The sequence below is a fragment of the Paraburkholderia sp. GAS42 genome (assembly GCF_050436565.1).
GTDB lineage: Bacteria > Pseudomonadota > Gammaproteobacteria > Burkholderiales > Burkholderiaceae > Paraburkholderia.
Window position 1 is genome coordinate 164680 of sequence record NZ_JBNDML010000015.1, and the last position, 12136, is coordinate 176815.

The window sequence follows — 12136 nt, forward strand, 5'->3', positions numbered from 1 at the left end:
CAGAGCATCTCGATGCAATCAGAAGACCGTGTCGTCGAGGTCGCCTGTTGTTCCCACCCGGCGGCTCGAATGTACTTCACGAAAAGGCTTATACCATCCGTGACCCGCTCCGATTTGCTTCAAAGTCTTCCTGATATCCTTGAACCGGGTTTATCCGTGGTGTTTTGCGGCATCAATCCGGGCGTCAGCGCGGCATCGACCGGCCGCCACTTTGCCGGCAGAAGCAATCGGTTCTGGCGGGCCGTTCATCTGGCGGGTTTTACGCCCGAACAAATCTGTCCTAAGGACGATCGCACTCTCCTGCAGTATGGTTGTGGCCTGACAACCGTGGTCTCGCGTCCAACCGCACGAGCGGACGAACTATCACAATGGGAGTTCAAAGCGGCTGCGACGGAATTCGAGCGGAAGATTGAACGATATGCGCCGCAATGCGTTGCCTTCCTCGGGAAGATGGCGCTCTGCGCAATGTCGGGCAGGCGCGACATCCACTGGGGCCTGCAACCGACACCGTTCGGCGGCGCGCGCGCATGGGTGTTGCCAAATCCCAGCGGCCTGAACCGGACATTCAGCCTCGACGCGCTGGTGACTGCCTACCGGGAACTTCGTCTTGCAGTCGCGCCAGCTGGTCAGGCTTCGAGAACTCGTACAGTCGACCAGGCCGCACGTTCCGACCTGGCCACCGGCATTCCCTATGACTGAGCCCAAAACCGATCTCTCCAATCGACCTGCGAATGCGTAGTCGCCAGAGACCGTAAAAAAACCGATGCGCCTTTTCGTGCGCTCTTACTTTGCCGCCGCCGCGCGTTCTATCGCGGCAATATCGATCTTCTTCATTGTCATCATCGCCTCCATCGCACGCCTTGCGGCATCATAATCGGGCCCGTTGACAAGCTCTAGCAGCCGCCTGGGCGTGATCTGCCACGAAAACCCCCAGCGGTCCTTGCACCAGCCGCAAGGCGCTTCCTCTCCGTCAGTGCCGATAATGGCGTTCCAATATCGGTCGGTCTCTTCCTGGCTATCCGTCTGGACCATGAAACTTACCGCCTCATTCGCCTTGTAGTTGGGCCCACCGTTCAGCCCTACGAAGCGCCGGCCAAGGACGGTGAACTCGACCGTCAACTCCGGACCCTGCCCAATGCCCGGTATCGGCGATACATGACCTGCATCGACATGGCTATCGGGAAAGGTAGCGGCGTAAAACTCCGCCGCCTCGCGCGCTCTACCTTGATCGAACCACAGGCATGTTACGAGCTCAGCCATCGCAATCTCCTTTCAGAAGCACTTCTCGATGTGGATCGGGTGACATGATGAGAGTCCCAACTCTTTCCGACCGTCATCGGAAAACCAGGCCATCCCAAACGCAAGCTGCTGACCGAAGTCGAGACGGGCTTACTCAAGCCGCAAGCGTGCTCGCGCCATTGCTCATAAGGCCGAGGAAGGCCATATTAGCGACTTCCTTACCTAAAGGAGTTCCCATGACTTTCCGATACATCGCCGTGCTGGCTGCCGGCGCGCTCCTTGCGCTGTCGCCGCTGGCGAACGCCTTCGACGCGACAGGGGTGGCTATAATTCCTCATTTGACGTGATCGCCCAGGCATCTCTGGGTGATCACGTTTTCAGCTGGATATACACACACTACGGCGCGACAAATACGTCTGTACGATTGGATGTATCACCGTTCGTTTGCACAAAGAACGGCACGAATGCCGTCCCTCTCGCGTCCAACCCCTCATAGTCGCCGACGAAGAAGCCCTCGGCATTCGGCGCGGTCTTGAGGTCGAACGAGCCAGCCAGATGCAATTCGCTGCTGAAGCTCTTTCCGCCATCCGTCGACGTGGTTTGCCAATAGTCCGTCGGCAGCGTCGACGTATTGCCGGCTAAAAGGGTGCGGAAGTCGTAGTACGTCACGGCAACCGTCCCGGCAGAATTGACGCGAACACCAGGATTGAACGCCGGCCGTCCTGAGGGTGTATTGACACGGAGGGGCGCGCTCCAGGTCTGGCCACCGTCGGAGGACGTCGACAGTGCGATCTCATCGTACTGGCCGCCATTGAAACGCGAATCCTGCCACACGACATAGAGTTGCCCCGTCGCCGGATCAATCGCGGGCTCGGGGATGACGTCGCCCGTGCGCACAGGCTCACCGGTGTTGGGATCCGTGACCGGCACCGTCTCCAGACCGGCGATGATTTGCGGTTTGGTCCACGTGGCACCGTCATCGGTCGACTTGATGAACGCGACCTTGCCGGCAGCTTTGTTGAACGGCGGACTGATCAGGTCGAAGAAGTCATAGAGCGTCCCGGTACGAGAATTGACGACGATCTGGTTGCCGATCGTCTGCTGCCGCGACGGCACCTTCACGATGACCGAGGGCGAACTCCAGGTGACACCGCCGTCGACGGTCTTCGAGAACATCGACGGGCCCCGGAACGCAACGGTATGCAAGTTCGCGTACGGATTACCGTTCGGCAGTTCGAGCCGGTCCCATACCGCGTATGCGACGCCCGCCCTGGTGGGGTTCGCGGTCACCGATTCCTTATCGTTGAAGAACTGCAGCGTCGGCTCATTGTCGGCGATGATGACACTCAGGTTTTCCCAGCTCAGCCCGCCGTCCTTTGAAACAGCGGCGGCCACCGCATTGTTGTTGCTGGATTGATTGAATGAGATGGAAACAGAGTACGCAGTGCCATCCGGCCCAATGGACACCCAGGGATCCGAGGCCCGCTCATACCCGAGTCCATTGGCGCATGCACTGAAAGGCAGCTTCGTTTGTTTCCACGTATGGCCGCCATCAAACGAAGCGGCGGCAACCAGACCGTGGGCGCCGCCGTTCGACCAGCGGTCCTGCTGCCATACCCCGATGAGGTTCGAAGGATTGGCCGGGTTCACGGCCAGCCAGGGTTCGACCTCCGCATTCACATAGATCGTCCCGGGTCCGCCAATGGTGCAGTTGGCAAACGGACTGGGACCCGATACCAGTATTGGCGCCGCCCAGCTTGTTGTGCTGGCCGCCAACGCGACAGCGAGTGGGATTCCGATCAGAAGTGCACCAGGCTTGTTGCAGGGCATATAAGACTCCTCATCGATATGCGACCCGTAACCGGTAAATCGATAGCATCCCGGCAGCTGCTAAATGACGCGGCAGCATCGCGCCTCCTTGCCTGAGGTCGTAACGACGGCATCGGCGCTCCTTGTTCCTGCCATTTTTTTGCTCGCCAGACTGACTACCGCTTCACCCGCTGCAGGCCACCAGCGCTGGTCACCGCCAGCGCGTCGGCTACGACTTCGTTACCAACGCCAGCCTCGCCTGGCTGTCAGCATGTTTGCCAACCTTGCCCCTGGTGCTGTCGATCACAACCGCCAGGATGAATGCAATGGAATTTAGGTCGTACGAAAGGCCTGTGTGAAATTTTTTGTAACAGACGCCATCGGTATGGCCGGCTGTGCGCAGGTGGTCGTCATACAGGGATGAACGCGGCAGCGCATTACAACCACGCTGCGAGAGGTCACGATGGGCCAGACTAAGTAAGCGCATGGAAGGTCACTGCCAAAGCGCGGTCTGTGCCAGTGATAAGGACGCGACAGTCACCGCTCAATGCGGGCCATGCAGCTGACCAACAACTGGAAGCGGCTCGGGACGCGAACAGTCCGCTCAAGCGCGACTACACCGTCATTTACAGTTCATTACAACTGTCAGGTGTTACGGCCGGGCGTCGTTCGTACAATCGAAGCGTTCGAGCAGACCATGGAAAAGCAAAAATGAAAACAGTGCAATGGATTGCCGCCGGCCTCGTGGCACTTGCGTCCGTGTCAGCCTTTGCGGGGGCGGGTGGTAATGGTGGCGGGAACGGCGGTGGCGGTGGGAACGGCGGTGGAGGCGGTAGTGGTGGAGGAAGCAGCGGAGGCGCCGGACACGGTGGTCTGGGCGGCAACGCGGGCGGCTTGTCCGCCGGCCACATGAGCAGCAAGGGCCTGAGCAACACGAACGGCTTCAGTTCAGCCGACCGCGATGCCGGGCTTGCCCGTGCAGCGGATCGATCGGACACGCAGGCAGATCGTGCCGACGCTCAAACGAGCCATACCGGCATTCATGCGGGTTATGCAGATCACTCCCATTCGCATTCGAACACGCGGGTGAGTGCGAATCTACACCACAGCAAGCGCACTCCCAACAGCCATTGGAGTTGATCAAACGATGAGGGTGCCGTGCGTGCCCTCGTTGGGCGCATCGCGTTTCTCGTCGGCAATTGCCCTTCTTCGCCTGACCTGGCGGAATGGGCCGTTGCCTTGCTCGCCCTTCAGTCCGCCTTGCGGCGCGACCACCACGCGAGGTGCGTCCGGCTACGGACTGCGCAGCCTCCGGGCAAGCCGGTCGATACCGCCATAAGGTGAGCCCCGTCTCTCGTTTTCCGGGTCCGCACAACCGCACAGGCCGAGGCATCGGCACCCCTCAGTTCACATCATGCCGCCGGTGCCGCTGCCTGTGCCGCCGGTGCCGGATGACGGTGCGGACGTCGTTGTGAGCGGATGAGCGAGACCCGCCGCTGACAGCAGCGAGACGGCGGCCGGATCGGGCATGCCATTGGCGTCGATGGCGCCTGCTGTCGCCAGCGCGCCGAGATCGCTGTCGACGCCCGCTTGCCCGACGAAAAACGGCGTCGTCAGAAACGCCGGTGCCGTCAGCGTGACCGCATAGCGTTGCTGCAGATTCGTGACGACCGCCGATTGCGCAGCCAGCACATCGGTCTGATTTGCCAGCACCTGCTGGAACTGCGCGTTGCCAGGGAAACCCGCAATCAGGCTGGTCTCACTCGTACCGAGTTGCGAAGCGAGGTAGACGAGCATCAGTTCGGTCTCAGGCGTCGTATTGAAGGTGCCGCCGGCAAATGCCAGCGAATGCAGGGTCGTGCCGCCGGAGGTCACGGTGAGGATGCAGGGAAGCGTGGCGTTGAACGTGGCGCTGTAGTGTCCACCGCCGTCTGACAGGGTGGAGCCCGAACCCTGCGCACAACTGAAGCTGACCATCGCGCTGGCGAGCGCCTTGCCGGTGGCGGCCGTGCCGGATATGGCGACGTTTTGCAACCCGTTTCCGCCGCCACAACCGTCGACGCCGACGCAGAAGCTGCCGCTACACGCGACGAGCGTTGCGAGCGAAGCCACGCAGAGTGCTGCCAGCGCCGGGCGAACGAAACGCGCATCGTGAGTGCCCATGGCCGCCTGCCGTGGATGGAATGGAGTAAGGCGACTGGTCCCACGCAAAGGGACCAACGCCACCTTTAATTTTAGGCCCGATGCGCCGAAACCGTTTTGTCGCGCCAATCACATTTCTAGATGGAATCTCTGCGCCTTCATTGCCTGGCCGTCCTCGCGGCGGCAGCCGGGCTGCGATCCGCGAGCGTTTCGAGCAACGACGCGGAAGGCACAAAGAACAGGCCACCCGTCACCGCGCGGCTGAAATCGAGCAGCCGGTCGTAGTTGCCTCGTGGCCGGCCGACGAACATGTTCTCCAGCATCTGTTCAATCGGCGCCGGCGAGCGGGCATAGCCGATGAAGTACGTACCGAATTCGCCGGAGCCGGGCCGCCCGAAAGGCATGTTGTCACGCAGGATTTTGACTTCCTCGCCGTTTTCCTCGAGCGTCGTGAGCGAACTGTGCGACGAGGTTGGCTTCACAGCGTCGTCGAGTTCGATATCGGAGAGTTTTGTGCGGCCGATGATGCGTTCCTGCGTTTCGACCGGCAACGCATTCCAGCCGGTCATATCGTGCAGATACTTCTGCACCAGCACATAGCTGCCTCCTGCGAATTCAGGGTCCTCCCCGCCGACCACCGTGAACGTGACAGCCTCGCTGCCGGTCGGGTTCTCGGTTCCGTCGACGAAGCCGACCATGCTGCGTTGATCGAAATAGCGAAATCCGTGCACTTCATCGACCGCGGTTACCGCCGTGCCGAGTCGCCCCATCAGTTGGGTCGCAAGCTCGAAGCACAAATCCATCTGGTCGGCGCGAATGTGCAGCAAGATGTCGCCCGGTGTCGACACCGCAAGGCGCTCACCGGAACCGAACTCACGGAACGGGTGCAGGCCGGCCGGTCGCGGCGTACCGAACAGCGCATCCCAGGCGTCGGAACCGAAGCCGCATACGCACGACAGGCCGCCGTCAGGTATCCGCTTGCCCACCGCCCGCACCAGTGCGGCGATATCCGCGCACCATGCGCGTACAGTGTCGCGGCTCGCCGCGTCCGGATTGACAGTGGCGACGATGAAGATCGCGCTCCGCTTCGCCTGCATGGACACGGCCTGCGGTTCGGGGGTAACGGCAGCGGGGATGGGAGTATCGGGCATCGCTGGAGGGCCTTGAGGTGACTGTTCTGGACAGCAGCATATATAACGCAACATAACCCGATGCGCCCGGGAACGGTACGCGCGTACCGGGCCGTCCGAACGTCAGGCCGCCACGTCCGGCAATTTAAGCAGGTTCAGGAAAGCCTTTGCAACCGGTGTGAGCGGTTCGCCCGCACTGCCCTTGAAGACTGCCGCAAGCTCCCAGCACGGCTCCTCAGCTTCGCGCAGGGTCGCCGTCGCCACGGGCGCGCCACGCGTGTCGCGCACCCGTGTTGCAGCGACGGATTCCGGCACCATGGTAATCGCAAGCCCTTGCGCGACCAGTTCGAGCAGCATCGGTATGTCGTTGACCTCGAAGCTGGTCCGGCGCTGCAGCCCTGCGGTCGCAAAGCTTCGATCGACGAGCCGCCGCACGCCCCACTCCGGACGCAGGTCCGCGAACGTTTCTTCGCGGAGATCGGACAGTTTGACCCCGCTTGCCCCCGCGAGCCGATGATCCGCCGCGCAGACGATGACCATCCCCTCGCATGCGAACATGCGCAATCCGAGATCGTCCGGCAGTGGATCCGACGGCTGGGTGAACGCGAGGTCGAGACGCCCTTCGCGCACCTCGTCAATCAATGCGCGCGAGCCGTCGAGCGTGAGCTCGATATCGATCCCGCCGAACGCGGCCCGAAACCGCCCCAGAGAAGCGGGCAGGTCAACGAAAGGCTCGAGCCCGTGAATCGCGCCGATGCTGAGCCGGCCGCGTGCAAGTCCATGCACCTGTGTCACGGCGTGCCGCGCGTCACGCGCGGCAGCCAGCACGCGTCGCGCCTCTTCGAACAGCACTTCACCGGCATGGGTCAGGTCCACACGCCGCGTGCTGCGGATGAACAAAGGTCCACCCAGATCCGCCTCCAGCGAGCGGATCGACGCCGACAACCCGGACTGAACGAGGTTGAGACGCCGTGACGCGCGCGTGAAATGACGTTCTTCCGCTACCGCCATAAAGTGTTCCAGCTGTTTCAGGTCCATGCTGACCTCTCATCCTTCGGTTATTAATCACCAAAAACGCTCAATTCAATCACATATTTCTGTTTGAATGGTAAGTGAAACTCCGCTATCGTCAAATGCTCGGGCGCGTCACGCAGACAAGGGAATGGCGAAGCGCGCGCCGGTCCTGAATCCTGAGCAACATTCATAGGAGATTGCTTCATCATGGAATATCGCCAACTCGGCCGTTCAGGCCTCAAGGTGTCGACCATCACGCTCGGCACCATGACAATGGGCGGCAAGGGCAAATTTGCGAGCGTCGGCGAAGTCGGCCTCGACGATGCGCGCCGGCAGATCGACATGTGCATCGATGCGGGCGTGAACCTGATCGATACGGCGGACGTCTATTCGAATGGCGCGTCGGAGGAGATCGTCGGCGAGGCGCTCGCAGGCAAGCGCAAGGGCGGAGTGCTGATCGCGACGAAAGCACGCTTCCCGATGGGCGACGGCCCGAACGATCGTGGCCTGTCGCGGCATCATTTGATCCAGGCTTGCGAGGCGAGCCTGCGTCGCCTGAAAACCGATGTGATCGACCTCTATCAGGTGCATCAATGGGACGGGCTCACGCCGCTTGAAGAAACGCTCGAAGCGCTCGACCTGCTGGTCCGACACGGCAAGGTCCGGTATGTCGGCTGCTCGAACTATTCAGGCTGGCACCTGATGAAGGCGTTGCACGTGAGCGAACGTGATCGCCTGCCGCGTTTCGTGAGCCAGCAGATCCACTACACGCTCGAAGCGCGCGAAGCGGAATACGAACTCGCGCCCATTGCACTCGATCAGGGGCTCGGCATTCTCGTCTGGAGTCCGCTCGCAGGCGGCCTGCTGTCAGGCAAGCACCGCCGTGACTCGACACCCGAGGGCACGCGCCAGCTTGCCGGCTGGACCGAGCCGCCGATCCGTGACGAGGAACGGCTGTGGTCGATCGTCGACGTACTCGTCGAGATTGCCGGCGAGCACAAGGTCTCGGCCGCGCAGGTTGCGCTCGCGTGGACGCTCGGGCGCCCCGCTGTCGCCTCGGTCATCATCGGCGGGCGCAATGAAACGCAACTGCGCGATAACCTCGGCGCTGCGAATCTCACGTTGACTGTCGAGCAGCGCGAGCGGCTCGACAAGGTAAGCGCGCCGCCCCTGCTCTATCCCTACTGGCACCAGGTGCAAACCGCGCACGACCGTCTTGGACATCCCGATCTGTCGCTGCTGGGACCGCATCTGAAGGCCTAGGACGGTGACGGTCTGGTCGCCATCGTAGCTGCGTCAGCAGCGTGCCCTGGCTGCACCGGTGTCAGGTGCAGCCAGGGGAGGCTTTATCTCACCCCGTGTCGACCCACTACCTTCGTTCGACGCGATGGCGGGCACAAGAGCGTGTCATGGCAACATCCGCTGCAGCACCTGGTCCTTCAAAACGAAGCGATGAAAAAGTGCGGCCGCGATATGCAGGCAGACCAGCGCGAAAAGCACCCAAGCCAGGATGCCATGCACATCGCCCATCGCATGTCCAAACCCGGATCCCGTCTCCGACAGCCCCGGATACGGCACGACGCCCAGCAACCGGACAGACCATCCCCGTGATGAAGCGTTGATCCATCCCAGCAGCGGTACCGCAAACAATACGACGTAGAGAAGAAAATGCGTGGTACGCGATATCGCGCTCAACATCGGCGGAAGCGCATCGGGCGCGGGCCGGTGGGTCAATCGCCACACAATTCTGATCACCATCGCGGCGATCAGCGCAGCGCCGACGCCAAGGTGCCAGGCGATCAGACCGTCCGGTTTCGTATCCTTGTGCACGTCGGGCATCGTCCAGCCGATCACAAACTGCATGACGACCAGAATCACGACCAGCCAGTGAAGGAAGCGAGCGCCCCCGTCATAAGCTCCACGCCCCACGCCGTATGATTTCTCCATTACCTTTCCTCCCGTAGCTTGAATCACAATGAACCGAACAGGCTGCCCAACCCGAACCCGACGCCCACGCACCGGGTCACGAAAGGGCGCAAAAAACGAAGCGATCCTACCGGAACTGTCTTAAGGCGACCTGACGCGGCGTCGAACGCGCGCCAGACGGCCAGTCGACCAGGTTTCAGACGCGCGCTTTCGTCGCCGATCTCATCCGTCAAGCCGATCGGCGATCAAGGCGATCAGCCTGCACTTCACCTGTTGCGGCTGCGGTCATCTCACATTGCTGCTCACGGAAACCGCGCTTTGCCCCGTCTGGTTCTTCCGGCGCAGATTCTCCGTTGATTCGCCGGAGCCGTCCGGGCGCCAGCCCGGCGGCAGGATCACATAGCTTATCGCAGTCCACACATTGCCCGACGACGCGATATCCCGCGCGAGGCTGACCCAGTGCTCGAACTCGACGACCAGCGGATTGCGCGAACGCGTCGGCGTTACGAGGCCGTAGCGGCACGGTTCGTCGGCACGTTCCTCAACGTAGGTGCCGAACAGGCGGTCGAATACGATCAGCACACCGCCATAGTTCGCATCGAGGTAGTCGACATTCGACGCGTGATGCACGCGATGCGCCGACGGCGTGTTGAACACGTATTCAAGCCAGCCGAGCTTGGGGGTCCACGTGTTATGCAGCCAGAACTGATACAGGAGATTGAACATCAGCGTCGCGAGCACGACTTCCGGGCGCACGCCGAGCCAGACGAGCGGCGTGAAGAAGATCGCCGAGCCGGTCAGCTTGCCCGTCAGGCCGAGCCGGTAAGCGGATGACAGCGTCAACTGGTTCGGCGAATGATGGACCGCGTGCGTCGCCCAGAAGAAGCGGATGCGATGCGACGCGCGGTGATACCAGTAGTAGCAGAACTCCTGGCCGATAAAGAGCAGCAGCACCATCAGCGCGCTGTTGATCGTGACCGTGAAGAGGCGGTGATCCCAGGCGAAAGCGAAGACCGGCGTAGCAAGAGAGAGCGGCAGCAGCGCGACGAGCTTGCGGCCGACCAGATCGGCCAGCGAGATCCATACCTCATACCAGTCGAACGGCGTGGCAGTGTTGCGGTTTTTTCGGGTGAGCACCCACGCCTCGATCAGCGAGACGGCGACGATAAACAAGGTGACGTAAAACGCGATTTTTCCGATGGTGAGCATGATGGGTACAGAGCGGGTTCGGGTGGGACGCTTTGTCTGCGGAAATGGCCGCCATCGCGTCGGGTGAAGCTACTTTAGTGGGCGGCCTGGCTAAAAACCATGCAGGAAATATGTCGCCGGATGTCAGCGAATCTGCCGGCTGGCGCCGGCGGCTGGCCGGACCCGAGGACGCGGGCGCCGCGCGCTGCCTCGCCATCGCTGCCGCCAGGCCGATGTAACACCGCGACATCTTTTCCGTAGCGATTATTTCGCGCCCTCCTTCTATAGTTCGTCCCGTTGCCACGCCGCAGTGCGTGACGTGACCCGAACCATAAAGGACATCTGATGAAACCCCGTTACCTCGCCGCAGCGACCGCCTCGCTCCTCATCCTCGCAAGCACGCCGGCCTTTGCAGGCTGGTCCGGCCACGGCACAGCCTACACGCCGCATGGCACCTATAACGGCGCGCACTACGGGTCCTGCGAAGGCGGCAGCTGTTCCCACGCCGGCGGTGTCGCCGGCCCCTACGGCGGCGTCGCGACGAACAGCGGCACGGTGACCCGTACCGCGCCGGGGCAGTTCTCGAATTCCGGCACGGCGACCGGACCGTACGGCGGCCAGGTTCAGCACGCCGGCGACACCAGTTGCGCGGGCGGCACGTGCACACACACCGGCACCCTCACCGGCTCTGACGGCCACACCGCCTCTACCTCAGGCAGCGTGACGCGCGACGCCCCGGGTCAGTACTCGTCGTCGGGCACGGTCACCGGTTCGAACGGCAACACGGTCAGCCATGCGGCATCGACGAGCTGCGCCGGATCCACTTGCGCCCGTTCGGGGACCGTGACCGGCGCGGACGGCGGGACCGTCACGCATTCAGGCAGCGCGACCCGCGTGGCGACCGGTGTCGTGACGACGAGCGGCGGCACGACGGTCGTACACAGTGGAACTGTCACAACCGGCGGTACGGTGACGACGGGCGGCGCCACGGTGGTGGTCGGCGCCGCGCCGGTGGTCGTCGCGCCCCCGCCGGCGGTTTATGTGCCGCCACCCCCGCCGCCCGCGGTGGTCGTCGTGCCGCCTCCGCCGAAGGTTGTCTATGTCGCGCCGCCTCCGCCGCCGGCGGTCTACGTCGCGCCGCCTCCGCCCAAGGTCGTATATGTCGCGCCCCCTCCGCCCAAGGTCATCTATATGGCTCCGCCTCTGCCCCGATCAGTGTATGTCGCGCCGCGCGCCGTCTATGTGACACCGGCACCGCGTGCGGCGATATGGATTCCGGGACACTGGGCCGGCGGCCTCTGGGTGCCCGCGCACTGGGCGTAACAGCAATATCGGATCGATTACCCAGCCGGCGATGAGCGTCGGCTACACCACGGAGAAACTCATGAAACAGATGATCGCGGTTCTTGTCTTGTGTATTGTTTCAGCAGGGGCTTCAGCTCAGAGCGCCCTGCCACCGGAAAGCGGCAGGGCCCGGGTGGAGCGCGCAATGCAGCAGGTGCAGACACGCTTCGCCAGCGCCAACACGACGCACGACGGCAAACTGACGCGAGACCAGGCCGCAGCCGGCATGCCGATGCTCGCCCAGCACTTCGACGAAATCGACACGCAGCACGCCGGATTCGTCACGTTGTCGCAGATCGAGGACTTCATGAGGCAGAAAGCGATGACCCGCTGATTGCCAGAGA

13 protein-coding genes are annotated in these 12136 nt (G+C 62.4%); 5 read left to right on the top strand and 8 right to left on the bottom strand.

Annotated elements, in window-relative coordinates; all coding sequences use genetic code 11:
* Positions 1–69 precede the first annotated feature (69 nt).
* Positions 70–699 carry a G/U mismatch-specific DNA glycosylase gene (gene mug, locus P3T16_RS22325; RefSeq protein WP_429343890.1) on the top strand — a complete coding sequence of 210 codons (630 nt, stop codon included), beginning with the start codon at positions 70–72 and terminating at the stop codon, positions 697–699.
* A gap of 84 nt (positions 700–783) precedes the next feature.
* Here mug and P3T16_RS22330 read toward each other — a convergent pair whose 3' ends face one another.
* Both P3T16_RS22330 and P3T16_RS22335 read right to left on the bottom strand, forming a co-directional pair.
* Positions 784–1260 carry a VOC family protein gene (locus P3T16_RS22330; RefSeq protein ID WP_429343891.1) on the bottom strand — a complete coding sequence of 159 codons (477 nt, stop codon included), beginning with the start codon at positions 1258–1260 and terminating at the stop codon, positions 784–786.
* Between the two features lie 375 nt (positions 1261–1635).
* Positions 1636–3069: a sialidase family protein gene (locus P3T16_RS22335; RefSeq protein WP_429343892.1), complete on the bottom strand. Its 1434-nt coding sequence runs from the start codon at positions 3067–3069 to the stop codon at positions 1636–1638.
* Positions 3070–3759: 690 nt separating this feature from the next.
* Between P3T16_RS22335 and P3T16_RS22340 the strand changes: the two genes are divergently transcribed.
* Positions 3760–4188 (top strand): hypothetical protein, encoded by a 429-nt coding sequence (locus P3T16_RS22340; RefSeq protein WP_429343893.1) that lies wholly within the window; start codon positions 3760–3762, stop codon positions 4186–4188.
* 267 nt (positions 4189–4455) lie between these two features.
* Here P3T16_RS22340 and P3T16_RS22345 read toward each other — a convergent pair whose 3' ends face one another.
* From P3T16_RS22345 to P3T16_RS22360, 4 genes are all read right to left on the bottom strand, one after another.
* Positions 4456–5211 carry a hypothetical protein gene (locus P3T16_RS22345; protein WP_429343894.1) on the bottom strand — a complete coding sequence of 252 codons (756 nt, stop codon included), beginning with the start codon at positions 5209–5211 and terminating at the stop codon, positions 4456–4458.
* A gap of 137 nt (positions 5212–5348) precedes the next feature.
* Positions 5349–6341 (bottom strand): Dyp-type peroxidase, encoded by a 993-nt coding sequence (locus tag P3T16_RS22350; protein ID WP_429343895.1) that lies wholly within the window; start codon positions 6339–6341, stop codon positions 5349–5351.
* 102 nt (positions 6342–6443) lie between these two features.
* On the bottom strand, positions 6444–7358 hold the full coding sequence (locus P3T16_RS22355) for a LysR family transcriptional regulator (RefSeq protein ID WP_429257347.1): 915 nt from the start codon (positions 7356–7358) through the stop codon (positions 6444–6446).
* A 23-nt stretch (positions 7359–7381) separates the two neighbouring features.
* Positions 7382–7543 carry a hypothetical protein gene (locus tag P3T16_RS22360; RefSeq protein ID WP_429257346.1) on the bottom strand — a complete coding sequence of 54 codons (162 nt, stop codon included), beginning with the start codon at positions 7541–7543 and terminating at the stop codon, positions 7382–7384.
* On the opposite strand from P3T16_RS22360, the gene P3T16_RS22365 reads away from it, so the two are divergent.
* Positions 7542–8597, top strand: coding sequence for an aldo/keto reductase (locus P3T16_RS22365; protein ID WP_429343896.1), 1056 nt, complete (start codon positions 7542–7544; stop codon positions 8595–8597). The two genes, P3T16_RS22360 and P3T16_RS22365, sit on opposite strands and share 2 nt — an antisense overlap.
* Positions 8598–8741: 144 nt before the next feature.
* Here P3T16_RS22365 and P3T16_RS22370 read toward each other — a convergent pair whose 3' ends face one another.
* Together P3T16_RS22370 and P3T16_RS22375 are read right to left on the bottom strand one after the other, a co-directional pair.
* The gene (locus P3T16_RS22370) at positions 8742–9281 is read right to left on the bottom strand and encodes a cytochrome b (RefSeq protein ID WP_429343897.1); all 540 of its coding nucleotides are present in this window, start codon (positions 9279–9281) and stop codon (positions 8742–8744) included.
* 264 nt (positions 9282–9545) lie between these two features.
* Complete coding sequence (locus P3T16_RS22375) at positions 9546–10469, bottom strand: sterol desaturase family protein (protein ID WP_429343898.1); 924 nt, start codon at positions 10467–10469, stop codon at positions 9546–9548.
* Positions 10470–10793: 324 nt separating this feature from the next.
* Between P3T16_RS22375 and P3T16_RS22380 the strand changes: the two genes are divergently transcribed.
* Positions 10794–11771, top strand: coding sequence for a hypothetical protein (locus P3T16_RS22380; protein WP_429343899.1), 978 nt, complete (start codon positions 10794–10796; stop codon positions 11769–11771).
* A gap of 61 nt (positions 11772–11832) precedes the next feature.
* Positions 11833–12126 carry an EF-hand domain-containing protein gene (locus P3T16_RS22385; protein WP_429343900.1) on the top strand — a complete coding sequence of 98 codons (294 nt, stop codon included), beginning with the start codon at positions 11833–11835 and terminating at the stop codon, positions 12124–12126.
* Positions 12127–12136 lie beyond the last annotated feature (10 nt).